The 26,173-nt window shown below is 40.3% G+C and carries 23 protein-coding genes and 1 riboswitch (1 of these 24 only partly in view); of the genes, 14 read left to right on the top strand and 9 right to left on the bottom strand.

Features of this window, described 5'->3' with window-relative positions; genetic code table 11:
• Positions 1-62 precede the first annotated feature (62 nt).
• The 13 genes from cobW to cobN are packed head-to-tail and all read left to right on the top strand — an operon-like array spanning position 63 to position 16,806.
• On the top strand, positions 63-1,151 hold the full coding sequence (gene cobW, locus ACKTS5_RS14805) for a cobalamin biosynthesis protein CobW (protein WP_408044669.1): 1,089 nt from the start codon (positions 63-65) through the stop codon (positions 1,149-1,151).
• 48 nt (positions 1,152-1,199) lie between these two features.
• Positions 1,200-1,787 (top strand): cob(I)yrinic acid a,c-diamide adenosyltransferase, encoded by a 588-nt coding sequence (locus tag ACKTS5_RS14800; RefSeq protein ID WP_408044668.1) that lies wholly within the window; start codon positions 1,200-1,202, stop codon positions 1,785-1,787.
• A 4-nt stretch (positions 1,788-1,791) separates the two neighbouring features.
• Positions 1,792-2,478, top strand: a complete 687-nt coding sequence (gene cobI, locus ACKTS5_RS14795; RefSeq protein WP_408044667.1) for a precorrin-2 C(20)-methyltransferase — start codon at positions 1,792-1,794, stop codon at positions 2,476-2,478.
• A gap of 1 nt (position 2,479) precedes the next feature.
• Positions 2,480-3,856 (top strand): precorrin-3B C(17)-methyltransferase, encoded by a 1,377-nt coding sequence (gene cobJ / locus ACKTS5_RS14790; RefSeq protein WP_408044666.1) that lies wholly within the window; start codon positions 2,480-2,482, stop codon positions 3,854-3,856.
• Complete coding sequence (bluB, locus tag ACKTS5_RS14785) at positions 3,843-4,502, top strand: 5,6-dimethylbenzimidazole synthase (RefSeq protein WP_408044665.1); 660 nt, start codon at positions 3,843-3,845, stop codon at positions 4,500-4,502. Before cobJ ends, bluB begins: the two co-directional genes overlap by 14 nt.
• Complete coding sequence (gene cbiE, locus ACKTS5_RS14780) at positions 4,499-5,677, top strand: precorrin-6y C5,15-methyltransferase (decarboxylating) subunit CbiE (RefSeq protein ID WP_408044664.1); 1,179 nt, start codon at positions 4,499-4,501, stop codon at positions 5,675-5,677. Before bluB ends, cbiE begins: the two co-directional genes overlap by 4 nt.
• 6 nt (positions 5,678-5,683) lie before the next feature.
• A complete protein-coding gene (gene cobM, locus ACKTS5_RS14775; protein WP_408044663.1) occupies positions 5,684-7,540 on the top strand; it encodes a precorrin-4 C(11)-methyltransferase in 1,857 nt (618 codons plus the stop codon).
• On the top strand, positions 7,541-8,281 hold the full coding sequence (locus ACKTS5_RS14770; protein WP_408044662.1) for a precorrin-6A/cobalt-precorrin-6A reductase: 741 nt from the start codon (positions 7,541-7,543) through the stop codon (positions 8,279-8,281).
• Entirely contained in the window at positions 8,282-9,382 is a 1,101-nt protein-coding gene (locus ACKTS5_RS14765; protein ID WP_408044661.1) for a cobalt-precorrin-5B (C(1))-methyltransferase, read from the top strand. It begins immediately after the preceding gene.
• Positions 9,379-10,092, top strand: a complete 714-nt coding sequence (locus ACKTS5_RS14760; RefSeq protein ID WP_408044660.1) for a hypothetical protein — start codon at positions 9,379-9,381, stop codon at positions 10,090-10,092. Before ACKTS5_RS14765 ends, ACKTS5_RS14760 begins: the two co-directional genes overlap by 4 nt.
• A 1-nt stretch (position 10,093) precedes the next feature.
• Positions 10,094-11,761: a VWA domain-containing protein gene (locus ACKTS5_RS14755; protein WP_408044659.1), complete on the top strand. Its 1,668-nt coding sequence runs from the start codon at positions 10,094-10,096 to the stop codon at positions 11,759-11,761.
• Positions 11,758-13,056 (top strand): cobyrinate a,c-diamide synthase, encoded by a 1,299-nt coding sequence (locus ACKTS5_RS14750; RefSeq protein ID WP_408044658.1) that lies wholly within the window; start codon positions 11,758-11,760, stop codon positions 13,054-13,056. Before ACKTS5_RS14755 ends, ACKTS5_RS14750 begins: the two co-directional genes overlap by 4 nt.
• A gap of 6 nt (positions 13,057-13,062) precedes the next feature.
• Positions 13,063-16,806, top strand: a complete 3,744-nt coding sequence (gene cobN, locus ACKTS5_RS14745; RefSeq protein WP_408044657.1) for a cobaltochelatase subunit CobN — start codon at positions 13,063-13,065, stop codon at positions 16,804-16,806.
• 5 nt (positions 16,807-16,811) lie between these two features.
• Here the strand turns inward: cobN and ACKTS5_RS14740 are convergent, their stop codons facing one another.
• The 9 genes from ACKTS5_RS14740 to ACKTS5_RS14700 all read right to left on the bottom strand — a co-directional run bounded on the left by ACKTS5_RS14740 (position 16,812) and on the right by ACKTS5_RS14700 (position 25,022).
• A complete protein-coding gene (locus tag ACKTS5_RS14740) occupies positions 16,812-17,315 on the bottom strand; it encodes a hypothetical protein (protein ID WP_408044656.1) in 504 nt (167 codons plus the stop codon).
• Entirely contained in the window at positions 17,315-18,253 is a 939-nt protein-coding gene (locus ACKTS5_RS14735) for a sirohydrochlorin chelatase (RefSeq protein WP_408044655.1), read from the bottom strand. The genes ACKTS5_RS14740 and ACKTS5_RS14735 overlap by 1 nt, the downstream gene beginning before the upstream one ends.
• A 6-nt stretch (positions 18,254-18,259) precedes the next feature.
• A complete protein-coding gene (cobA, locus tag ACKTS5_RS14730) occupies positions 18,260-18,997 on the bottom strand; it encodes a uroporphyrinogen-III C-methyltransferase (protein WP_408044654.1) in 738 nt (245 codons plus the stop codon).
• Positions 18,998-18,999: 2 nt separating this feature from the next.
• Positions 19,000-19,815: a Rossmann-fold NAD(P)-binding domain-containing protein gene (locus ACKTS5_RS14725; protein WP_408044653.1), complete on the bottom strand. Its 816-nt coding sequence runs from the start codon at positions 19,813-19,815 to the stop codon at positions 19,000-19,002.
• Entirely contained in the window at positions 19,796-20,635 is an 840-nt protein-coding gene (locus ACKTS5_RS14720; protein WP_408044652.1) for a (2Fe-2S) ferredoxin domain-containing protein, read from the bottom strand. The genes ACKTS5_RS14725 and ACKTS5_RS14720 overlap by 20 nt, the downstream gene beginning before the upstream one ends.
• Before the next feature lie 186 nt (positions 20,636-20,821).
• A riboswitch (cobalamin riboswitch) is annotated at positions 20,822-21,006 on the bottom strand.
• Between the two features lie 57 nt (positions 21,007-21,063).
• A complete protein-coding gene (locus ACKTS5_RS14715; protein ID WP_408044651.1) occupies positions 21,064-21,597 on the bottom strand; it encodes an AAA family ATPase in 534 nt (177 codons plus the stop codon).
• A complete protein-coding gene (gene cbiB / locus ACKTS5_RS14710) occupies positions 21,594-22,529 on the bottom strand; it encodes an adenosylcobinamide-phosphate synthase CbiB (RefSeq protein WP_408044650.1) in 936 nt (311 codons plus the stop codon). Before cbiB ends, ACKTS5_RS14715 begins: the two co-directional genes overlap by 4 nt.
• The gene (locus tag ACKTS5_RS14705; protein ID WP_408044649.1) at positions 22,517-23,542 is read right to left on the bottom strand and encodes a pyridoxal phosphate-dependent aminotransferase; all 1,026 of its coding nucleotides are present in this window, start codon (positions 23,540-23,542) and stop codon (positions 22,517-22,519) included. The genes cbiB and ACKTS5_RS14705 overlap by 13 nt, the downstream gene beginning before the upstream one ends.
• Before the next feature lie 13 nt (positions 23,543-23,555).
• Positions 23,556-25,022 carry a cobyric acid synthase gene (locus tag ACKTS5_RS14700; RefSeq protein ID WP_408044648.1) on the bottom strand — a complete coding sequence of 489 codons (1,467 nt, stop codon included), beginning with the start codon at positions 25,020-25,022 and terminating at the stop codon, positions 23,556-23,558.
• Positions 25,023-25,179: 157 nt separating this feature from the next.
• Between ACKTS5_RS14700 and ACKTS5_RS14695 the strand changes: the two genes are divergently transcribed.
• Positions 25,180-26,173 carry the 5' portion of a sensor histidine kinase gene (locus ACKTS5_RS14695; protein WP_408044647.1) on the top strand. It continues 296 nt past the right edge of the window, so 994 of the gene's 1,290 nt are visible here — the first part of the coding sequence; it begins with the start codon at positions 25,180-25,182; its stop codon lies off the right edge, out of view.

The raw sequence follows: 26,173 nt of genomic DNA, 5'->3' as shown, positions 1-26,173 counted from the left end.
TGAGATAACAATCAGGTTTCATTTCACGAGAGGGAATGAAGACCTACATACAACATTATAAAATGCAAACAAAAAAAATACCTGTAACGATTATTACAGGTTTCTTAGGATCGGGAAAAACCACGTTGATTCATCAAATTGCCAAAAATGCCAATGGAAGACGATTGGCTATTATCGTAAATGAGTTTGGTGAACTCGGAATGGATGGAGAAATTTTGAAAGGTAATGATTGTGGTTGTGAAGAAGAGAATATTTTAGAACTGAGCAACGGATGTTTGTGTTGCACGGTTCAAGAAGAATTTCTTCCTACCATGCTCCAGTTAATGGAACGAAAAGATCAAATTGATCACATTATTATTGAAACTTCAGGATTAGCCCTGCCCAAACCCTTGGTAAGAGCATTTAATTGGCCAGATTTAAAGCCGCAAATTACCGTAGATGCTGTGGTTACTGTTGTTGACAGTGTAGGACAAGCTACTGGTGAAATTTGCGATCGAGCAAAAGTGCAAGCGCAACGCCTTGAAGATGATAGTTTGGATCACGAATCGTCAATCGAAGAATTATTCGAGGATCAGTTGTCTTGTGCAGATCTTATTTTAATGACCAAGTCAGATTTGATTGAACGTGAGGCTTTTGACGAAGTGAAAGCAATTATTACAGGAAAAGTTGCAGCTTCTGTAAAAGTAGTGGAAGCAGTAAAAGGTGCAATTCCGGTAGATGTGTTGTTAGGGTTGGATGCCAAAGCTGAAGATTTTATCGAAGAGAAACACTCTCGTCATGAAGACCATCACCACCATCATCACCATGATCATGACCACGACCACGACCATGACCATGACCATGACCACGATGACGATATCAATTCTGTAGTGATTGAGGTAAAGGTGCCTCATACACCAAAACAAATCATATCAGTATTAGAAGACTTGGTAAAAGAGTATCAAATCTATAGAGTTAAAGGAATCATTAAGGTTGCAAATAAGCCGATGCGAATGATCGTACAAGGCGTTGCTCATCGATTCGAAAATTATTTCGATAGAAAGTGGAAAGACGGTGAGAAGCAAGCTACCCAGTTAGTTATTATCGGGCAGCATTTGCACGAAGAAGAACTCAGTAAAGTTATAGAGAGTAAATTAAGTGTTGAAGTATAGATAAAGACAGCTGTGTAAATAGCTGTCTTTTAAATAATATAGAGTGAGATGAAAATATATACAAGAAAGGGAGATACTGGTAAAACCGGTGTTTTTGGCGGGAAGAGAACAGCTAAAAATTCGGCGAGAATTGAATGTATAGGTACCTTAGATGAAGTAAATTCAACCATAGGCTTACTCCGAGCAAAACTCGGAGAAACTCATGAGTGGCAAGCGAATCTGCATCGCATTCAAAAAGACATGATGGATATGATGTCGCATCTGGCGCGTCCGTCAGATTCTAAAAAAGTGAATCCAAATCCTAAACCTATTGATGGAGCGAGCTTTTGCGAAGCGTGGTTAGATGAATTGGAGGCGGGAATTAGCTCTCCATCAGATTATTTTATCTTACCAGGAGGAAATGAAATTTCAGCACTCTGTCATGTATGTCGTACACAAATACGAAGAGGGGAACGCAATTTGGTAAGCCTCTGGGAAGAAGATCCTGAATGTGTTGAAGAGTATATTATGGCCTATGTGAATCGCCTGTCAGATTTATTTTTTACTATGTCGAGAGCTGAAATGGATAAGGAAGGAGTCGCTGAAGAAAAATGGCAGTTGTTCTTGTACAAAAGAAAAAAGAAAAAAACGGAATAGGTTCATGGTGAAAGGCGTGTCTTTGGGACCAGGTGATCCTGAATTATTGACATTAAAAGGGCTGAAAGCCCTACTAGAAGCCGATATAGTGTATTATCCTGGGTCCATAAGTAAAGGCGTTCGTAAAAGTTATGTGCTGCCGATACTTACATATCACGGAATTAAAGAGGAAGTACTACGAGGCTTTTTTTTAAACATGGATGACGATCGTACGCAGGTAAAGAAAGTGTACGAAACGGTAGCACAAGAAATTGTACTTCAGGCAAAGGCAGGCAAGCAAATTGTCATCGTCTGTGAAGGAGATCTGAGTTTATACGCATCGTTTTCCTACATTTTGGCACATTTACAGGCCGCAAATACAGAAATTGAGTTGATTCCGGGAGTCAATTCATTCAGTCTTGCAGCTTCGCAACATCAAATTCCTTTGAGTCTGTTAAACGATATGGTGGGAGTGCTCCCGAGAGTGAAGTCGTTAGAGATTATTAAGGAGTATTTTGAAAAATTTGACACCTTAATTTTGATGAAGGTCAAAACCAATTGGAACGAATTTTATGAAGCGCTGATGCACCAACAGTGGCAATTGTTTTATGCCGAACGCTTGGGAACAGCAGAAGAGTTTATAACAACGGACATACGAGATTTGATGGATAGAGAAATACCGTATTTTTCGCTGTTAATTTTAAAGAAATAACATGATAAAAGTAGTAGGACTAGGTCCTGGACATAAGGAGTATATAATCCCGATGGCAACCAAAGCTATTGAGGAAGCAACGGTAATCATAGGGTACCATTATTATTTTCAGTTTATCGAGCATTTGATAAGTCCGGATGCCCTGACTATCGGAAAAGAGTTAAGCGAGGAAGAAAAAAGAGCAGATATTGCTATAGAGTATGCACTTCGCGGTGAACGAGTAGTGGTCATTGGTTCTGGTGATGCTAGCATCTATGCGATGGCTTCTATTGTTTATCAAAAAGTGGCAGAACAGGAATTGGATATTCCCTTGGAAACGGTTCCTGGAATTTCTGCATTTATTACCGCTGGAAGCAAATTGGGGGCCATATTAGGACATGATTTCTGTTGTATTTCCCTATCCGATTTGATGACGCCTTGGACGGTGATTGAAAAGCGAATTCACGCAGCAGCCATGGGCGATTTTGTAACGGGCTTATACAATCCTAAAAGTAAAAAGCGCTATTGGCAATTGCAAACCTTAAAGTCAATTTACCTGCAATACCGTGCTGCCGATACACCTGTGGCCATTTGTAAGCAACTAGGACGATCGGAAGAAGCGATCAAACTCACAACCTTGGGAGAATTAAATGTAGAGGATGTGGATATGTTTAGTGTAGTACTCATTGGAAATAGTCAAACCCAAAGATACCGCAATCATTTGTTTACGCCACGTGGCTATTTGAATAGAAAACCACATACAGGCGCTGAAATTCAAAAAGCGAGCTTTGAGGAGATACTATCACAGTTGCCAGCACACAATTTACAGCCAAGTACACTTTGGGCAGCTATCCGCTGTATCCATACCTCTGGTGACTTTGAGTATATCAAGTACTTGGAGGCTTCAAAAGACGCTTTTGATATTTGGCACGAATATTTAAAAAATGGAGGCGTGATAGTTACGGATGTCACTATGGTACAATCGGGAATCACAAAGGCATATTCCGGAAAATATAAAAATCAGGTGATCTGTCTGCTTAATGATGAGGAAACGACAGCCTTGGCGAAAGAAGAAAATTTAACGCGTTCGCAAGCCGGAATTAAACGAGCAGCCGAACAATATCCGGGAGCATTGTTTGTAATCGGAAATGCACCTACAGCACTGATTGAAATTGTAGACCAAACTTACGAAGGAACCATCAATCCCGTCGGAATTATAGGTGCTCCCGTTGGTTTTATCAATGTAATTGAATCAAAAGAGCGATTGAAAATGCTAAAAAATACTCCTTTTGCTTTGATTAAAGAGAAGCGTGGAGGAAGCAATTTTGCTGCAGCATTGGTAAATGCAGCCTTTACTATTAACGAATTTGAAGCGGTAGAGAATTATGAAAGAGTTTAAAAATGACCGATTGTTTTCTGAGCAAGAGCAAGCCCTACTCGAAGAAATTTTGACGAGTAGACGCGATGTGCGAGGCAACCGCTTTTTACCAAAACCTTTGGAGAAAGAAACAATTGATCGAATCATACGAGCAGGATTATCAGCCCCTTCTGTGGGATTTTCTCAACCTTGGGAATTTGTTGTTATACAAGATGTTCACGTCAAAACTGCAATTAAGGCTTCCTTTGAGGAAGAAAACCAAAAAGGAGCTGCGGAGTTCAAGGATCAAAAGCAACAAGCGTATCAGCAGTTGAAACTCGAAGGTATTGAGGAAGCTCCATTGAATATTGCCGTTTTCTATACCCCTAAAAACGAACCAGTACTCGGACAAACGAGTATGCCCGATATGGGAAGGTTTAGTGTAGTTTGTGCAATTCAGAATATGTGGCTGATGGCACGTTCTTTAAATGTCGGTTTAGGTTGGGTGAGTATCCTCGATCCTAACAAGGTTAAAAAGGTACTTAAAGCTCCTGAAAATCATGAGTTAATTGGGTATCTGTGTTTGGGGTATACCGATCTATTTTATTCGAAGCCCGAACTGGAAATCAAAAAATGGGATACCAAAAAAGAACTTGAAGAGGTAGTGATTTACAACCAGTATTCATGAAGTTTATAGTCGTTGGAATTCCCAATAATATACCGACTTTTTCCAATAGGATAAAAAGTATCATTGCTGCCAATACGATCTTTAGTGGAGGAAAACGCCACCTGGGCTTGGTCCGCCAATTCTTACCTGAAAAACACCGTTGGATTACCGTGCAAGCTCCTATGGAGTCACTGTATCGGGCCTACGAACATTGTGAGGAGCCTATAGTAGTATTTGCCTCAGGAAATCCGCTGTTCTACGGAATGGCAAGTACCCTGCTAAAAAAATATCCCAATGCAGTCATGGAGGTATTCCCTCATTTCAGCGCTGTTCAGGTCCTGGCTCATAAAACCAATACGACTTGTAATAATTTGGAGGTCGTAAGCGTTCATGGAAGACCGTGGAAAGAACTTGATGTAGCTTTACTACAACAAAAAGAACTCTTTGGAGTACTGACTGATCAAAAAAATACGCCAGCAATGTTGGCCAAACGAATGCTAGCCTATGGCTATGATAATTACCGAGCAATCCTAGGTGAGGACTTGGAAAGTGAACAGGAAAAAATAACGGAATTTTCGCTAGCGGATCTCTGTAACTACAAGGCGAGTACTCTGAATTGTATGCTATTGAGGCAGTTGACTAAAAGAAAGCAGTTTTTCGGTATTCGAGATTCCGAATTTAAAGGCCTTCCTGGTCGACCGAACATGATTAGCAAAATGCCTGTACGCTTAACTAGCCTGCACTTTTTAGACGTATGCAACAAAACAGTTTTATGGGATATCGGATTCTGTACAGGATCGGTAAGTATAGAGGCAAAATTAAAGAATCCACACCTAAAAGTGATAGCTTTTGAAAAGCGTATGGAGTGCGAAGAAATTATGAAGGAGAATATGAAGAAGTTTGGCGTGCCTGACATCGAAATGATAATGGGAGATTTCTTTTTAGCCAATATAGCAGAACTCCCTGTTCCAGATACCATTTTTATCGGAGGACACGGCGGAAGATTGAACGAATTGATGACTGCATTAGAACGTTTGGTTCCCAGCGGAACTACCTTCGTGATCAATGCAGTAAAAGAAGAAAGTAAAAAACAATTTATAAAATCGTGTAATTTCCTGGGGTTAACTCAAAAAGGAAGTACCGAACTCACTGTAGATGCTCACAATACTATACGTATTCTCAGTGCAGAAAAATAATGTGACATGGTAGAAAAAAATAGTAAAATAGCCATTGTAAACTTTACAGACAAAGGAAGTGAATTGGCTTTTACCTTACAGTCAGAGCTGTATCGAAGCAAAGTGTTTTCGACGAGAGCCATTGAAGAAACAAAGAATAGTAAACGCATAGACAGTCTGGATGAACTGTTAGCACAGCAATTTCATAAATTCGATGCATGGATTTTTATCGGTGCATTAGGAATTTGTGTTCGAAGCATTGCACCGTATCTTGAGAATAAACAAGTAGATCCTGCCGTGATTAATATTGATGATCAATCGCAGTTTGTGCAATCGGTATTGAGTGGTCATATTGGTGGGGCGAATGAGTTGACCTTACAATTGAGTCGTATACTGCAAGCGCAACCTGTAATTTCAACTTCGAGTGATTTACAAGGAGTGTGGAGTCTGGATGTGCTGGCGTCGAAATTTGGATGGAAAGAGCATTGCTCGGTAGCTAAAAATCAAGCGATTTCAACTTTTGTAAATCGTAAAAAAACAGCCTTAGTACTAAAGGTAACCGATAAGGGAACGACGTTTTTGGAGCAATCAATACCTGAATTTGTCGACCTATTCTATACGGTAGATGCTGTAAATACAGCGGAGTATGAATTGTTGCTCTACGTGGGGTATGAGTTGATTACTACGGACATTCCCGTATGGTCTTATTACCCGCCGTGTTTGGCCTTAGGTAGCGGCTGTGCAAAAGATTTAGAACCCGAGTTATTAGAGTTGGAACTCAGCAAAGCACTCAAGCAAGAAGGGCTAGCAGAAGCGAGTATTTTTGCCATTGGAAGTGCAGCGATTAAGGCAGAAGAACAAGCGTATTTAGAATGGGCAGAAAAAAGAGACTTGCCATTTATTACGTATACAGGAGATGAACTCAAAACAGTAGTAGTTGCCAACCCATCGGAAACAGTATTGGCAAAAGTTGGTGTTCCGGGCGTATCAGAAGCATCAGCTGCCTTAATGGGAGGACAAGAAGATTGGCTAGTCGAAAAAACAAAGGTATTGACAGCCTCTGGTAAAAAATTTACCTATGCATTGACCATAGGGGAAGCTTTTATGCGCAAACCTGCGATAGCCATTGTTGGAGCAGGATCGGGAGATCCAGAACTACTTACGCTGAAAGGACAAAAGCTACTCGAAGCGGCAGATTGCATATTGTATGCCGGTAGTTTAGTGCCCGAAGAACTCACCCACATGGCAAAGCCAGGAGCCTTGGTACGAAACTCTGCTTCGATGACCTTGGAAGAACAAATGGAAATCATGGATAGCTATTATTCAAAAGGGTTGAAAATTGTTCGTTTGCATTCAGGAGATCCATCTATCTATGGAGCCATCCAGGAACAGATGACGCTTTTTGATGCTAAAGGCTATGACTATTTCATAGTACCTGGGATTTCCTCATTCCAAGCGGCAGCGGCGTATTTAAAATCCGAATTTACCATTCCTGAAGTAGCACAAACAATAGTACTCACCAGAGGAGAAGGAAACACACCGACACCAAAGCATGAGAAGATTGTTGATATGGCAAAATTGCGTGCGACGATGTGTATTTTCTTGAGTGCAGGAATAGCGAAAAAAGTACAGGCAGAATTGTTAGAACACTATCCTCCTGAAACTCCCTTGGCCGTTTTGTACAGAGTTAGTTGGAAAGATGAACAGGTGTGGACAGGGAATTTAACAGAGCTAACAACGATAATTAAAGAAAATAAGTTAACGAGAACGGTATTAATCGTCGTAGGAGAGGCTATTGGTGCGCGAAAAAACAGATCGTGGTTATACGACGATCAATGGCACCATATATTTAGAAAAAAACAAAAAGTAGTAAAATCGGAATAAGTGATACTGGTTTTCGGAGGAACGACAGAAGGTAAACAAGTAGCTGCTTACCTTGAAGAAAGAGGTTGGGACTATTGGTACAGTACGAAAACAGCGATCGACTTTCAAGGGAGGGGCAACTATCGCTCTGGTGCTTTTAGTGCTATCGAATTGGTAGATTTCTGTAAGAAACAGCAGATAACCACCATTATTGATGCGGCACATCCCTTTGCGATGACCTTGCACACGATGCTTGCAAAATTACCGCTAGGAATTCCGAAAATCAGATTTGAACGACAGTTTTCGAGTAGGGTAGCGCATCCGTTGATACGGTATGTTGATTCTTATGAAGAAGCATTAGCATTGTTTAACGAAAAACAATATACGAGTGTGCTTGCATTAACAGGAGTGCAATCCATTGAAAGATTGAAACCTTTTTGGTTACACACTCCTTGTTGGTTCAGAATATTAAATAGAACAGCTTCTTTAAATGGTGCGGTAAAGGTTGGTTTTCAAAAAGAACGGCTGATTTTAGGAAGGTTTGAGAGTTTTAGGTCTGAGGTTGCACTATATCGGAAAATTAACCCGGCCGTAATTCTGATCAAAGAGAGTGGAATCAATGCCGGTTTGGACCAGAAAATCCAGGCTGCAATTGCGACAGAAACCCCGATGTATATTCTGAAAAAACCATCACTACCCGAAAACTTACACCGAATTACTGATATAGCTACGTTGGATAAAGTACTCGAGCGTGAATACTAAATGAGCGAATTACAAGACATACCAAACAGACCCTTGCGATCTGGATACACAACCGGAGCTTGTGCAACAGCAGCGACCAAAGCTGCCTTGTGGATGCTGGCCACTGGTAAAAACCTTACAGAGGTAAGCATAGTATTGCCCAAAGGGCAGGTGGCTTCCTTTACTTTACACAAGGTGGAGCGCTTGGCAACTTCGGTAAAAGTCACGGTAATTAAAGATGCTGGTGATGACCCAGATGTTACGAACAAGGCTGCAATTAGCGCTGAAGTATCTTGGAATGGTCAAGGGGATATCATTTTTGAACGTGGTGAAGGTGTTGGATTGGTAACCTTACCTGGCTTGGAAATAGCAGTCGGAGAGCCTGCTATCAACCCTGTACCAAGAAAAATGATTCGAGGTGTTTGTCAAAAAATACAAGCCGATTTTCAGTACGAAAAACGTGGAGTAACCGTTAAGATTTCGGTCAAAGATGGCGAAAAACTAGCAAAACGGACGTTAAATAGTCGACTGGGAATAATCGGTGGAATTTCTATACTTGGAACTACTGGAATCGTAACCCCATTTTCGGCAGCCTCATATATTGCGAGTATTCATCAAGGGATTGACGTGGCCATAGCAAATGGACAAGACCAATTAATGATCAATTCTGGAGGACGAAGTGAAAAGGCACTCAAACAACTGTTTCCAACCATCCATGAAACGGCATGTATACATTACGGCAATTGGATTGGAGCTACGTTCGAAAAAATAAATAAAAAACCCCAAGTGCGTAAAGTACTCATGGGGATCATGTTGGGTAAAGCGGCAAAGTTGGCCAAAGGGATGCTCGATACGCACAGTGCGAAAGCTAGTTGGGATAAGGAATTCATTTATCAACTCGCGGTGGAAGCGGGGTATTCAACTGAGCTAGCGACCAAAGTATTAGACCTAAATATGGCGGGTAGATTGCGGGAATTATTTACATTTGAACCGGAAGAACCTTTCTATCAAAAGCTCTTGGAAAAGTGTTTTCAAAACTGTGTGATGCTAGCTCCTGATACAGAGCTCGAACTTTATCTAATTAACAATAACAATCAAACAATACTATATAAAAAACGATGAACTTTTTAAACCTAACAAGACCCTTAATTGCTGGAATTCTGCACTCCTTTGAACCAGATCATATTTCTGCAGTATCAGTATTAGCCGCGGATAATGCCATCCAAAAGAAGAAGGTAACACTAAAAACAGTATTCACTGCTTCCCAATGGGCTTTTGGTCACTCAGTGACCTTGTTGCTCTTTGGAGGAATCGCCCTTTTATTCCGCAGCGTACTTTTATCGTTCATAGAAAACATCTCGTATTTTGCTGAAATTATGGTCGGTCCGATTATGATATGGCTCGGACTCGTGGCAATTAAACGAAATCATAAGCTAAAAGCGCTTATGACGGACCATAAAAAAATTGAAGAACACGAGCACGACCCTGGTAACTTGATTCACCTACACGGTAAATCTGGTGAAGAAATCGCGATGAATCCAATCAATCGATCATTTTGGATCGGAATGTTACACGGACTAGCAGGAACGGGAGGAGCCTTGACTTCTGCATTGATATTAAGTGCGAGCACTATTTCGGAAGCTATTTGGATTCTAGTAATCGAATCAGTAGGTGTAATTGTGGCTATGGCGGTGTACAGTTATGTACTCATCTTTACCATGAGCCGATTTATCGAGAGAAATATCGCTATTTTCAAATGGTTAAATGCGATGATTGGAATAAGTTCTATACTCATAGGAGTATTGTGGTTGTACAAAACTTTAGCCCATTAATATGAAAGAACAATTTACATATCCGTTCACGGCTATTGTTGGACAAGAAGATTTTAAATTGTGCCTACTCTTAAATGCCATTGATCCCTTACTAGGAGGTATACTTGCCACAGGTGACAAAGGAACCGGAAAAACAACTACCGTAAGAGCTTTGAGTCAATTATTGGGGGAAGAAGCGCCTTTTGTTAATCTTCCAATCGGTGCCACGGAAGATCGTGTATTGGGAAGTATCCAATTAGAAACCTTACTAAAAGAATCCCAAACATCAATTCACCGTGGATTGTTAAACAAGGCAGATGGTGGTTTTCTGTACATTGATGAGGTCAATCTGCTGAATGACTATTTGATGGATGTGCTATTAGATGCCAGTGCTTCGGGAGGATATCACTTGGAACGAGAAGGACTTTCAGAATGGATGTCTAGCAGGTTCTGTCTGGTAGGAACAATGAATCCTGAAGAAGGAAGTTTACGCCCGCAACTCCTTGATCGGTTTGGGTTGTCCGTTGAAATTCGTACGCCGGAAGAGGTAACTTTAAGGAAAGAAATTGTAAAAAGGAGATTGCAATTTGATAGTAACCCCAAGGCTTTCATTCAGCGTTTTGCTCAAGAAGAAGCCTTGTTGAAAGGCAAGCTAATAGAAGCTCGAACAAGGATAGAAGCTTACGATATTCCTGACGAACTATTACTCTACAGTGCTGAACTTTGTTTGCAGCACAAGGTAGAAGGGATGAGAGCCGATATTTTAATTTTGAAGGCAGCCAGAGCTTATGCTGCATTTATTGGAGCTACTGAACTGACAAAAGAGACCCTTGATAAAGTAGCACCATTCGTACTCCATCACCGTTCTAAAAATTCAGACGAGTCACCGCAGTCCAATTCAAATCCAGACACATCGAAGTCGGATACTTCAGATCCTAGTTCTCAAAATACTTCAGGAACAGCGACGAAATTTCAGTTGCCTGAGAATGTGAAAGCGGCTTTAAAAACCAAGCCTAAGAGCACGTTGAAAAGCGAAATGAGTGCTTCGATAGATAAAAAATTATTTACCCATGCGCAACAACCTACAGAAGAACGAAAGATTGATGTTTTCCAAACGGTAAAAAAATACTGTGCCCGAGAAGCAGACTATCTCTCGTATAAATTTAAACGTGAAGAATCGGATTTACACGTAGTTTTTATGGTTGATACCAGTGCCTCCATGGCAGTGGATAAGCAATTGGGATACCTGAAAGGCTTGTTGTTAAAAACCCTAGCAGCGAATCCCAGGCGAAAAATAAAATATGCAATCGTTTCTTTACGAGAAACGACCGCGGTAATCTCTCAGCCATTTACCACTAATTTGACATTGTTGTCAGAGAAGAGCAAAGCGTTAAAGGCGGGAGGAAAAACCAATTTGAAAGCAGCTTTTGTTACGGTTGCTCAACTGATTAAAACTGTAAATCTAAAAACAGTGCAGTTGTTTGTTTTGACCGATGGTCGTGCTAATACTGGAGGAAAACAACCTTTTCAAGCGGCCATATCGAGCTATAAAAAGTTCTTAGGGCAATTAAAAAATACTACCGTGGTCGATACTGAAACGGGGTTTGTAAAACTAGGATTGGCTAAAAAATTAGCAGAAACCCTGCGGGTCACGTATCTACCTTTAACACATTTGAAAGTATCCTCATGAAAAATGCTTTTTTAATTGCTGCTCCAGCGAGTAATTCAGGTAAAACAACAGTTACCTTAGGACTCTTGCGATACTTTAGCAAGCGAGGTGTGAAAATTCAACCTTTTAAATGCGGTCCTGATTATATCGATACGTTGCATCATTCCAATGCGGCAAAAAACCAAAGCATCAATTTAGACACGGTAATGATGTCGGATTCCCATATGAAAACGGTATTTAGCAACTTTAGCCAAGAAGCAACCATCAGTATTGTCGAAGGAGTAATGGGGTTGTTTGATGGAGCTGTTAAAGACAAAGGGAGCTCGGCAGAGATTGCGAAGAAATTAAAATTGCCAGTAGTGCTGGTATTGAATGCCAAAGCGATGGCCTACAGCGCAGCACCTTTGTTATTCGGATTAAAAAACTTTGATCCAGAGGTGAAAATCGCGGGCGTGATATTCAATTTTGTAAAGACAGCGTCTCATTTTTCATTCTTAAAAGAAGCCTGTGAAGATGTCGGTGTTCCTTGTTTTGGTTACTTACCCCCCGAGGAGAAAATAGCAATTCCCTCACGACATCTAGGTTTGCATGTTCACGAAGATTACGAGGAGCTTCTGGACAGTGCCGCTAAGCATGTAGGAGAGCACTTGGACATGGATGCGCTTTTGGCGGCAACTCAATACAAGGTTACAGTTCCGAAAGCTACTATTGTTTCAAAAAATAGCAAGAAATTAAAAATTGCCGTGGCGAAAGATGAAGCTTTCAATTTTACCTATCGACAAAACCTCGCATACCTCGAACAAATTGGTGACATAACTTATTTTAGTCCTTTGCGCGATACGGAGCTCCCAGAAGCGGACCTCCTGTATTTTGCTGGGGGATACCCTGAATTGTATGTGGCGGAACTGTCAAAAAATACCAAGATGTTAAGTCAGGTAAAATCCAGAGCGGATAAAGGAGTCGCCATCTTGGCGGAATGTGGTGGAATGATGTACTTAGGAAAGGAGATCGTTACCGAAGAGGGGACTAGGCATCCTATGGTTGGAGTATTCGGTTTTGGGACCAGTATGGAAGGTAAAAAGCTGCATTTAGGATACCGTAGGGTCGTATTTGAAAACGATGAACTCTGGGGACATGAGTTCCATTATTCTTCTATTTACAACGATGAACATACCGAGACCGTGGGGGAAATATACACGGCTAGAAATAAAAAAGTCACAACGAAATATTATACCTATAAAAATGTGCTGGCCAGTTATATGCACCTCTATTGGGGAGAAGGAACCTTTGGTTGGTTACATTCAATTAAGAACTAAAATAATATGCATTTAATAGCAACCATTCCTGGAGGTTGGAATCCAGACGATGACGGAGTATTTTATATCGATCAGAAACCAGGAAATGTGGTTTTTTTAAGTGCTTCAGATACTGATATCCACGCCATGAACGAGGCGTATAGAAAGTTGTACGGAGAGCTAGGAACTCAATTACCTAGCTTGAGAATGACCAATTTGGTGTATCTCAAGCAAGAATTAACTATTGATACTTATATAGAAGAAGTATTGACCCATGCAGAGGTAATTGTATGTAGTTTACTCGGTGGAATGAGTTATTATCGTTATCTCGTTGAGGCGCTGAAAGAAATGCAAGAGCAAACGGGGTGTAAGTTGCTGTTCATTCCAGCTCATGAACCAGATTATGAATTGATGCAGCAGTCATCGGTACCTTTGGAAGAGGTACATCAATGCAGAAATTACCTACAACAAGGAGGAGAGGCCAATACGAGCACGCTTTTAAAATACGTGTGCCAACAGTACTTTTCTATAGAAATGCAACTGCCAGAGGTAACAGTGGTTGCTCCCTTGTTTTTGTATACTGTCCAGGATGGAATTGTAAGCAAATCGGAATTGGAATCGACATGGGATGCAGACACGAAAGTGGCAGTTGTTATAGCGTATAGAGCTCATTATTTGTCTAATAACCTGGAACCAATCAAAGCTTTGACGGATAGTTTGGCTAAGGAAGGACTAACGCCTGTTGTAGCTTTTGCCCAAAGTTTTAGAGATCGGGAAATTCTAGAAGAACTCGAGGCTGAATTGCGTTTTGAAGTAGGGAGCCTACAAGTAATTTTAAATACTTCTGGATTCACAGTAAAATCAACAGATCACGATAGCTTTATTTTTGAGAATTTAAAGGTTCCTGTATTGCAAACAATTTTCTCCACCACTAACAAAGAAGTGTGGAAAGAAGGATTGTTTGGACTACCACCTACAGACATTGCGATGAATATTGCTTTACCAGAAATAGATGGTCGAATAATAGGGAAAGCGATTTCCTTTAAAAAAGAACAAGAGAAAGATCCGTTAACTGACAGTGCGCTAGTGAAGTACGAAGCCTACTTGCCAGCCTGTAATTTTATGACTGCAATGGCGAAGCAATGGAGTATTTTGCGAAATCTGTCGAATAATGAGAAGAAAATAGCGTTAATTCTACCCAATTATCCAAATAAAGATAGTCGTTTAGCGAACGGAGTTGGGTTAGATACGCCTGAAAGTTGTGTACAAGTACTTGCAGCGCTAAAGGAGGCTGGGTATGAGGTAGGAAAGCAGTTGCCGTCTTCTGGGACGGAGGTGATTCACTGGTTGACCCAATTAACGACGAATGACCCAAACACTACCGAAACCCGTCCTCACAGTATCCTGTATTCGCTGAGCGATTTTAAGTCGAGGTTTGATAAGTTATCAGCAGGGTTAAAAGCTAAGGTAAGAGAGCAGTGGGGGAACATGGAAGAAGATCCGTACTTTACGGAAAGTGGTTTTGTGGTGCCTGGAATGTTACTGGGCAATGTTTTCTTGAGTATCCAGCCTTCAAGAGGCTACAATCAAGATCCGCAATCAATTTATCACTCTCCCGATTTACCGCCTACCTATCAGTATTTATCCTATTATTTTTGGTTACGCGATAATTTTGACGCATCGGCAGTCATTCATTTAGGGAAACATGGAAACCTTGAATGGTTACCGGGAAAAAGTGTGTCTCTTAACGACGAAACTTGTTTTCCGTCGGCCATATTTGGAACCTTACCCCATTTTTATCCTTTTATAATCAATGATCCAGGAGAGGGGACGCAGGCAAAAAGAAGAAACCAAGCGGTGATTATTGATCATTTGATTCCACCGATGACACGGGCAGAAACGTATGGTAGTTTGGTGAAATTAGAGCATTTGGTAGATGAATATTACGAAGCTTCTTCACTCGATACCAAACGTTCAAAAGTGTTAGAACAAGAAATCGCCAAATTGGTAAAGCAGTCGCAGTTAAATGTCGATTTGAATATCACCAGTGATGATGTGGATGAACTCTTGGTAAAATTAGATGGATATTTGTGTGAGTTAAAAGAAGCTCAAATCCGCGATGGATTGCATATTTTTGGTCAAGCTCCTACAGGAGAACAGTTGACAGATTTGCTCATGGCACTGCACCGTCCCTCTAGTCAAAGTGCACAGGGAATTACACAGGCACTTAGTAAAGACTTAGGTGTTGAACTGCCAATTTATCAAACCGATTATGATACGCCATTAAATTATCAATACGGAGATCAAAATTATAGGACGGTAGGGCAATGGGTAGCATTTTTAGAAGAGTATGGAAAAAAATTACTTCAGTCGTATCAAGTTAAAAAAGTTCGGGACACGCAATTACCCAATTTTAACAAAGTTCTTAGCTACCTCGAAGCGGTAACCTTGCCTGCAGTGGAACATACCAGCGATGAAATCGAGTTTTTGTTGGCAGGACTAGACGGGAAATACGTTCCTTCCGGACCTTCGGGAGCCCCTACTCGTGGACGAGTCGATTTATTACCTACAGGACGAAACTTTTATTCAGTAGATGTTCGAACCATACCTACAGAAACGGCCTATCGTTTAGGAGAGCGCAGTGCTCAATTAATTATTGATCGTTACTTGCAAGAACACGGAGAGTACCCTGAAACCATTGGGATTTCTGTTTGGGGAACCGCTACGATGCGAACCGGTGGTGATGACATAGCGCAAGCCATGGCACTTTTAGGGGTACGACCAATTTGGAAAAATTTAAACAGAAGAGTAACGGATTTTGAAATCATTCCTCTAGTTACCTTAGGGAGGCCAAGGATTGATGTGACCTTGCGTATTTCTGGATTTTTTAGAGATGCTTTCCCCGATGTGATCAACTTGTTCAATGCAGCGGTTCAAAAGGTAGCGCAGTTAGAGGAACCTCTGGAAGATAACCCGATTAAAAAACGCGTGCTAGCAGAAACGGAGTATTGGTTAGAGCAAGGCTTAGAAAGACAGCAAAGTGAACAGAGAGCCCAGTTTCGAGTGTTTGGTTCAAAGCCCGGTTCTTATGGAGCAGGCCTCCAAGGACTAATCGATGAAAAAAACTGGAACAGTCCTGAAGATCTCGCAAAGGTGTATATCAATTGGAGTGGCTATGCATATGGTACTTCTAAACAGGGAGTGTCAGCACACGAGTCATTTAAACATCGTTTGCAATCCATGCAGGTAGTCATGCAGAATCAAGACAACAGAGAACACGATATACTCGACAGTGATGATTACTATCAATTCCACGGTGGACTAGCCAATGCAGTGCAAACGGAACGCGGAGAACAACCTTCAATTTATTTCGGCGATCATTCACGTCCTGAAAATCCGAAGGTGAAAACTTTGAAAGAAGAACTGTTAAAAGTATATCGCTCTAGAGTGGTCAATCCGAAATGGATAGCTGGTGTAAAACGACATGGCTATAAAGGCGTATTTGAAATGGCGGCTACCTTAGACTACCTATTTGCCTATGATGCGACCACCAATTCAGTTGATGATTTTATGTATGAAGGAATTACTGAAGCCTATCTTTTGGATGAAGAAACGAAGAACTTTATCGAAGAACACAATCCTTGGGCGTTGAAAGATATGAGTGAACGACTACTAGAGGCCGTTCAGAGAGGAATGTGGGAAAACCCTTCTGATGAACTCGTAGAAAAGTTACAACAGTTGTTTTTAGAAGGTGAAGGGCGAGTTGAGTAAATGATTTAACAGCTGCTTTTCTCGCGAATTCCCTCGAAAAAAGCAGCGTGTCTATGGTATTGGTAACCATTGGCTTCCATAGTTAACTGATATTCTTTAGTATTGATACTCAATCGGCATGGAGCAATTTGATACTCCTGAAAAGTAGCTAAATATCGTGCATACCGAATAGGAATCCCCAGTTTTACGGCGAGTTTGAAAATGGAAATTTTACAAAATCGGATGTTTTCAAGACCCGGTGTAAAAGAGAGATCTGTTATATCGTGGTATGGTAAAAAGAGTGTTTCCCGAGTAGTTTCTTTGGCGTAATACAGGGCGATGCCCTTTTCAAATACTTGGAGATTTACCTTGCCGTTTTTATGCCATTCAACCTTAGGGCTACCATTAATTTTGTGATGGAAGTAACGTAAAAAAAAGGTTGTACTTCCCTTGCGATGTTGAATGCTTATAGGGGCACCCACCACCTGTTTGATTTTACTTGCTGACTTGTTCTGTTCTTTTACAAGCATTAGATTCCTAAAATGTTCTTGAGTTTAGCACTAATACTGTTGGCATCTTTTCCTGGCTTTTCGTCTTCTTCAAAAAGTATTCCTTTGACATTTAAGTGGTGTCCAATTTGTTCTTGTCCTTGATCTTGTTCAAATCCAATGATTTGTTTTCTGTATTTGCAGAGCTGACAGTTCATATGAGCTGTACCATTTTTGGCTTCTTCCAAACGTTCATCAAAAGCCTGTAAAATGAGTTCGTCAGTGCCAAAAGGGTCCGTATAAATGAATTCATTTTCAGATTTAGCCTGTTGTTGTGTAACACTGCTGTAGATACGCTCTAAGAGTACTCCTGTAAAAAAGAAGAAAGGAATGACGATGGTACGTTTAAATCCGAGTTTATTAACCATACTAAGACATTCGTCTACCTTCGGATATGCCGTTCCGCTATATCCTGTAGTGGCAAAACCAAATCCCATACCATCCCAAAGCATGCTGGTCAATTTTGCTACGTCACTGTTGGCATCGGAATCTGTGGTACCTCTTCCTACAACTACTAAACAAGTGTCTTTTCTGTCTATTGCTCCAAACTTAGCTTCCGTTTCTTCGATTCGCTTTTTTGCTAAATCGAGTAAAAAGGAACTGACCCCAATGTGTTTTCCCATGTGGATGCTCAAATCGTCGTGATACGACTGCAGGGTGTTAAGTTCATACGGGATATCATTCTTAGCGTGAGAACCCGCAAAAAGAATGACCGGTAAGGCGTAAATTTTGCGAACACCATTAAGGTACATACGCTCTACAGCAGCTTCGTAAGTAGGATGGTTAAATTCTAAGAAACCGTAATCTACCTCATAACTGTTCTCGTATCGTGCTCGTAATATGCTTACGAGTTTTTTAAATGAAGTAACTGCATTGGGGCGTCTACTGCCGTGCCCGCAAAGTAATATTCCTTCTTTCATCAAATATTAATTGTTGTTAGTTGTTAATATGGGGTCCGCTCCAATAATAAAAACGACGGGCATGGGTAAATCTCGTTCAGCTACCAGTGCTTCAATAGTTCCTAGAGTTCCACTTAAAATTTGTTGGTTGCTTCGCGAGGCATTCGATATGGCATTGACGGGAATGTTTGGGTCTTTACAAACTTCCATCAATTTAGGAATAATGCGATGCAGACTTTTGAGTCCCATATAGATGCTGATGGTATTTCCAGCTTTCAGCATATGTGCAATGCCGTTGAGTTGCTCAAAGGAATAGTCAGCAGTATGTGCAGTACAGATAAGTACGGCGTTTGATTTGTTGCGCTCCGTAATTGGAATATTATAGATATTTGCTGCGGCCAAAGCTGCTGAAATTCCCGGAATTACCTCAAAGTCTACAGAGCGTTCACTTAAATAGCGAGCTTCCTCAGCGGCTCGTCCGTAGATATAAGGGTCACCAGATTTTAATCGAACGACGTTTTTTCCTTGTGAATAGTGTTCGTGTAGCAATTCATTAATACGAAGCTGACGATCCATTTGATTGCTGCTATCTCCAAATTTTCTGCCGACGTATATTTTCTCAGCATGCCCGTTTAAGCTGAGTATGGCTTCCGATACTAAATTATCATGTAAAATAACATCGGCTTCCGTAACTAATCGCGATGCTTTTACAGTCAGTAATTCTGGGTCACCGGGTCCTGCTCCAATAATAGAAATTTTGGCCATGCTTAAATTAGTTTTAGAGGATCGGGGAATTGATATACGTATGCTAGTTTTTCTTTACTCTTACGATTTGAAATCAGTTTGAAATTTGTAGGTGTTTGTTCCTGTACAAATTCTGGAGCCGTTAATCCAAGGCGCGTTGCTGCTAAGGTATAAAAGTGCTCACGTGTAGGATGCTCGTCAGAACAACCATTGAAAATTTCACCCCAACTTTTTGTTTCAATGATGCGTTGAATGAGTCCAATACAGTCATCGCGATGTATGACATTGACGGGTGATTTTCCATTTCTGAGCTCTTTTTTGTTAGCCAAAAATCGTCCTGGCAAACGATCGTACCCAATCAACCCCGAAAATCTAAGGATGGTTAATCGTTCTTGTAAAGCCTCTTGAAGAGCTTGCTCTGCACCTCGCACCGCTAAGCCAGATGCTTTTTCAGGATGAAGGGGTAAAGACTCCGTAACCCAATCATTGGTGTTTTGATACACAGAGGTTGAGCTGATAAAGAGAACCTTTTGATGTTCTTTTATAAAGGGGAGTAAAGCCGATACCTGCTGTGGGTAGACGGTTTCAATAGCATCGATACGTCGCTTCGGTGGAAAGTTGATAATGATAATATCACTGCCTTCCAAAAAAGATGGAATCTCATGAGTATTCGTCGATCCTAAGGAAAAAACAAAAGGAGTAAATCCTTGAGCTTTTAGCGTTTCCACTTTAGAGACGCTCGTAGTTGAAATATGAATAGTATAGTCTTCTGCTAGTACGGTAGCTAAAGCACCACCGAGCCAACCTGATCCAACTATACTAATTTGTGGTAACTTCATCGGCAATTCTAGGTGAGTTAATAGTCATTTCTAAATATATTGTCATTAGATAAGTCCAAAGGTCTTGATTTTCTTTTGGAATTAAAAAATTCACAATCGGTTTTCCTTTTCTGTTTTTTAAATGTATAGCCCCTTGATAGCGCTCATGATTATCGAACCAGTATACCTCAGAAACACCTACTTTTCGACTTAGAATTTCTGGGGCTACCTCTTTCTCCATAGCTTTGGTAATTGGACCGATGGCTATAGCGAGTTCCGCTTCAGGTCCCTTAATCATAAGGTCAAAAGCATCTGTGTATTTTACCTGATGCTCAGTGGTAATTCGCGTGTTTTGGATAGGGTGGAGCAGTTCGAAGTTTGGAAACTTTTCAAACATGGTTTTTAGTACGGGATATAAAAACTGGTCAGAGGCTGAGGCTCTGGCAACGAGTACAGTCCCGTATTCCTCATGAACTTTGGGTTTAAATACCACAGGAGTAACCTTGCGCTCTCGGTCGGATAAAACGCTTTCACCGCCTTCTTTAAATAATAAATAGGCCTCTACTGGTGATTGCGCAGTAGTGTGGGCCTCTACTATTTCAATTACTTTTTGTTGGTCTAGTTGTTTGTACCAAAAATTTCCAGGCTGAACTATGAGCGTAGGAGCATCTTCACAACGACCGTTACAACGAGTTTTTATGGTATGAGTGCTGTGCCATAAGTCGGCATTTCTCAAATGGGCTCTAGCTTCTCTAACACTCAATTCACTATGTGCCTTCCTGCACGATCCGCCATCACAAAACTGAAAGGTGGTGGTTACTTTTGATAAGTCTTTTCCCATACCTAGCGTTTTGAATAGTTTGTAGTGTTACAAGAAAAAAGCAGAAATGCCGAAGAGTAGGTCTTTTGGAACAGTATTCCAGACCATACCCTGCTTAAAATCATTGAATTTGTCATAATTGTGTTGATAATAGCAGGTAAGGGAAGAAAATATGTAACTATTTTCGAACTCTTTACCCGAGAGTTAATAAATATACACAAAGAGGCAGGTCTCCTGGCTTCGCTCTATTTTGTACACCTTCCCATAACGAATTACAGTGGTTGTCGTACAAAAATTGGTGAGAGCTTACAGTTGCGGGAACAGCTTTGGGTTTGCACCAAATTCCCTTTTAATTTTTAGTGTGCTAAAAAACCAATTTGTTACCTGCGAATATAAATGATATTATTTTAAATCAATGTGATGATGTCGAGAAACAGAAGGAATCATTCCTAATGAAGGTGGTTTGTATATTGAATCACGGCAGTAACGCGTTTGCTTACAGTTGTTTTTTGAAGTTGAATAATTTCAAACCCCAAGTCTTTGTAGGTCTTTACTAACTCTTTATGCAGGGCCTGGGCTTCTGTGTACGATTGTAGTCGTTGTGGATCTTGCTCGTAGATCGCCTCCCATGCAGGTAGTAAAAAGACAGTCGGATAGTAAAAATCGAAGTAATTAAAAGTTTTCCATTGGGTACTGATAAGGCCTCCATAATGTTTTAAGTAGGCGATGTTATCTGGTAATCCACGGTCTACAAAAGCAAAATTTGAAATGGGTTCATCAAATTTAGCTAAAGTGTTCTCATAGACGAGCTCCGTAAATCCGGTAACATCTTGCCAAGGGGTTTTTTGACCTTTCTTAGCTTGCTGTTCCTCAATAACCGCACGAGCAATTTCATCAAAGCATTGCATACCTTTGTTTCTGAGAGCTTTCAACAAGCTAGTTTTTCCAGAACCCGGACCTCCTGTTATGATAATTCGATTCATAGTGTGTAATAAAGGTATTGTAAAATAGCGATAAGAACTACAAAACAAAAAGTACTTCGTTGGTTGATCTTGGATACGGCTTTGAATTCAGTGGGGAGTACTTGACGTGAGTTAGTCCCTATATAGGGTTTGTTTACCAGTTTTCCATGGTAAACATTCGGTCCCCCAAACTGACAATCCAAAATAATAGCTAATGCTGCTTCCGGATATCCCGCATTCGGGCTTGTGTGATTTTTTGCTTGCCTCATGACTGTAGGGAGCTTATGTAACTTTCCACTGACGAGTAACATGAGCGCTGCCGTCAATCGGGCAGGAATAAAATTAAAAACATCATCTAGCTTGGCAGCAAACTTCCCAAAATAAAAATAACGGTCATTTTTGTATCCAATCATGGAGTCTAAGGTGTTAATCATTTTGTAGAGCATTGCACCGGGAATTCCCAAAATAGCATAGTAAAACAAAGGGGCAATTACACCGTCACTGAGATTTTCAGAAACAGTTTCAAATACCGCTTTGGTAATTTGTTGAGTATCTAGTGATCGGGTATCTCGACCTACAATCCATGACAGTCTTGAGCGTCCCTCTTCGATGCCTTTTTCGAGAGCAGTAAATACGGCATTGCCTTCTTCAAGCAGACTTTTATTCGCCAGTGCGTAGAACAAAAAAATACTTCCGATGCTCAGTGATACATAGAGGTATTGAGCAGTCCATTGCATGAGAAACCAAAAAAAGAGAAAAGTAGCAGCGCAAAGGAGAGCAGTTAGCAAAAGTCCTTTTAAAAATCGATGAGTTCCATGGTTTAATAATCGAGTACCTAGGGAAATCGCATTTCCAAAGAGTCGAATAGGGTGTGGTAACATTCGCGGATCACCCAGAAGAAGGTCTAGTACATATCCAAGTAATAAAGGTGAGATGCTTATCAGTGCTTCCATGCTTTTAAGGCTTTTATTAGTAGGTTGTTTTCAGAGTCACTTTGCCCCGAAATTCTAAAATAACGCTGGTCTAAACCTTTGAAATTAGAAGCGTCTCTAATCAACAGCTGGTGTTCTTCAGCCAAGTAGTTTTTTAGGCGTTGAGATACGTAGTCTTGCATCTTTACCAAGAAATACGAAGTTCGAGAAGGGATACTACGAAAACCAGGAATCTCTGAGATAGCAGTTTGAAGTTCGTAACAACGTTGCAAATATGTGGAAAAGTTAGGATATAACGATGCATAGTTTTGGAAAATATACCGTCCAGCACTAAGCGCTAAACCATTGACATTCCAAGGCATTTTGTGTGCAGCAATAGCATCGATAATGGCAGTAGCTCCCATAAGGTAGCCAAGGCGTAAGCCGGGAATGCCAAAGACTTTGGTCAGTGATTTTACGATGATGAGGTTGTTGTGTTCCGCTAATAATGGGACTACCGAAATAGCACTACTCGTAAATTCAATATAAGCTTCATCAATAACGAAATAAGTATCGGGGTGTTTTTTTAAAAGCAGCGCTATTTCTTCGCTACTATTTTCAAATCCATCCGGATTGTTCGGATTACAGATAAAAGCAATATCAGAATTAAATTGATGGGTAGTACAGTCCTGTCTGTGTAAGTATTCTATTTGTAGGCCGTGAACTCTAGAGGCCAATTCATATTCCGAAAAACTGGGATAACAAATACTCACTCGTTTCTTACTGAAGTGTTGGGCAATGAGATAGAAGGCTTCAGTAGCGCCATTGCTAACTAGGATGTTTTGCTCAGAAACTTCGTGTTTAGCTGCGATTTGTTTTTTCAGAAATTCACCACTTGGAGCCGGATATTGATCAATCGTATTAATTTGTGTGCGTAAATGCTCTTTAAGATCTGGAGCACTTCCTGTAAACCAAACATTAGAGCTGAAATTAGCCTTGAAATTAATATGACTGTAGAGGTGTTTATCGTCACCATGACCGTATTGAATAGCCATAAGATTTACGTTTTTAGTGTCGTTGCATTTCTTTAATAATAAATTCAATGTCTAAATGAGTAGCCAAATGCTCTGCAAGACGATCGTAGTTTTCATTTTTATACGCTTCGTAATCAAATTTTTCTCCTTGTTCTGTAGTAAAACCTGCCAAAAGAGTATCTACGATTTCTGCATTGTCAAACAAACCATGAATATAGGTACCCCAAACCGTAGCAGTTTGATAGCCCTCCGGCTTGCCGTCAATACTGTTCATCGGAGAAGACTCTTCAAATGTAGTGTGTCCCATATGAATTTCATAGCCCGTGCATACCGAAGAAATTTTATTGAAGGTAAAACTGGTTTGTACCGTGATCTTCTCCTTTGCCATAATTGTTTTTGCGGGGATGATTCCCAAACCAGGTAAGGTGTTGATTTCGTTTTCAATTCCGTGAGGATCTTCAATAGAATTACCTAACATCTGATATCCACCACATATCCCGATGAGTAGTTTTCCTTTTTTGGATGCCTGCATGATCGTTTTTGCAAGTCCCGTAGTTCTCAAAAACTGTAAATCGGCCATGGTGTTTTTACTTCCGGGAATGATAATGATATCCGCTTTTTCTAAATCATCACTCGACCGTGTATAAAACAAATGAACTCGCTCGTCCATTTCTAAAGCATTGAAATCGGTAAAATTAGAAAGGTAGGGGAGTAGGATAACTGCAATATTTACGGTGTTTTGACCTGTAGTTTTATTTTTTGTTTCGAGTCCAAGTGAATCCTCGTCTTCTATATAAATATCAGGAGCAAATGGCACTACTCCGAGAACGGGAATCTTAGTGAGATCTTCGATGATTTTTTTGCCCGCTTCAAACAAACTTATATCTCCTCTAAATTTATTGATAATAATTCCTTTAACCAATGCGCGTTCATCATCGTCCAGAAGAGCAATACTTCCGTATACGCTGGCAAATACTCCGCCTCTATCAATATCAGCAACTAAGTAAACATCGGCATTGGCCGCTTTTGCCATACGCATATTAACGATGTCGCGGTGTTTCAAGTTTAATTCGCTAATACTACCGGCACCTTCCATGACCACCGGTGCGTATTGACTAGCAAGAGTCTGAAATGCCTGTGTGGCTTCCTTGAACAACTCCATTTTATTGTTGCCTAAAAAATACGCTTTTGCACTTTGGTCACCAATCGGTTTTCCGTGCAAAATAACTTGCGAAGAGTGTTTACTAGACGGTTTGAGTAATATAGGATTCATCGCAGTAGAGCAAGCGATGCCTGCAGCTTCTGCCTGAACTGCCTGAGCACGCCCGATCTCTAATCCCTCTGGAGTAGCAAAGCTGTTTAACGACATGTTTTGAGCCTTAAAAGGGGCAGGGTGATATCCTCTGAGTTTAAGTAACCTGCACATTCCAGTGACAATTAAACTCTTTCCGACATCCGATCCCGTTCCTACAAACATAATCGGTCGTATTTGTGGTTTCATGGTCAAAAATTTAGAGCCTAAAAATACTTATATATTGGTGATATCAAGAGTTCGCAGATTGGCTTTTTTAAAGAATTGTCCTAAATTGAATGTTTTCAGTAAATTACCTGTGTGTTTTTGTATATTTAAGTTCGAATTATTTTGATAAGGAATCCTGATGTTAAAACAATACTTAAAAAGATTGGGGAAGTTAGAGTCCTTTGAAATTAGAAACAGCAGTATTGTGCTCTGTTTAATTTCTCCAGGATTGTACCTGTACTCAGTACTCATTTTTGAATTCAATGTAAATGCTGTTGAGCTTCCCTATATGAGGGAGCTGTTTTCTATAGTATTTTTAGCGGTAGGGCTTTTGCCTAGGTTTAAAAGGAAATGGATATATAAGTATTACGGGTTATTTGTATTTACCTTGCTGTTTACATTCCAATTTTATTTGACCTATACAGTCGCACTGAATAACTTTTCAATAGATTACCTCTTGGGAAGTTATATTGTAATGTTCGGAGGAATCTTAATGTTGACAAATAGAACGCTCGTCATAATTTTTAGTGCCATACAGTTATTACATATGACCTATAGAGTGGTCTATTCCGAAGTGGATATCCTGACGGAAGGAGCAATACTGATTTCTATAGCCACCATTTTTATTTATTCTTTCATTATTATCAATGGGATTATGAGGTACAGAAAAGGCTTAGAAGCAGTAAATAGATCTCTAGAGAAAAATATTGAACAGCGGACGAGAGATTTAGAAACCCGAGCGAGAGAATTAGAATTGCGTAATAAAGATTTGGAAGAGTTTGCTTATGTAGTTTCTCATGATTTAAAAAGACACTTGAGAAATATACATACCTTGGCAGAATGGGTAACCTTACCAGATATAGATGAAGAAGAAGTTAGCAAAGAAGAAATGGCGCACAATTTGAAAACCTTAAAAGAACAAGTTGATATTATGGATCTGTTGATAAATGGGATTTTAAATTATTCTTTACAAGCAAACAAAGAGCACGCGGTTAAGTTATTGAATGTAACAGAGGAGTTAATGGACCTCGTTGAAAAATGGGGAAGTGACGTTGTGATCATTAAATTTTTAAATAAGTTTCCTGAAATTTACTATAACCAAGCACAGTTTACCCAGATTTTTCAAAACTTGA

Source organism: Tenacibaculum litopenaei (assembly GCF_964514025.1).
Lineage (GTDB): Bacteria > Bacteroidota > Bacteroidia > Flavobacteriales > Flavobacteriaceae > Polaribacter > Polaribacter litopenaei.
Note: the sequence above shows the minus strand (reverse complement) of the source record. Positions and strands in the feature narration are given on the sequence as shown.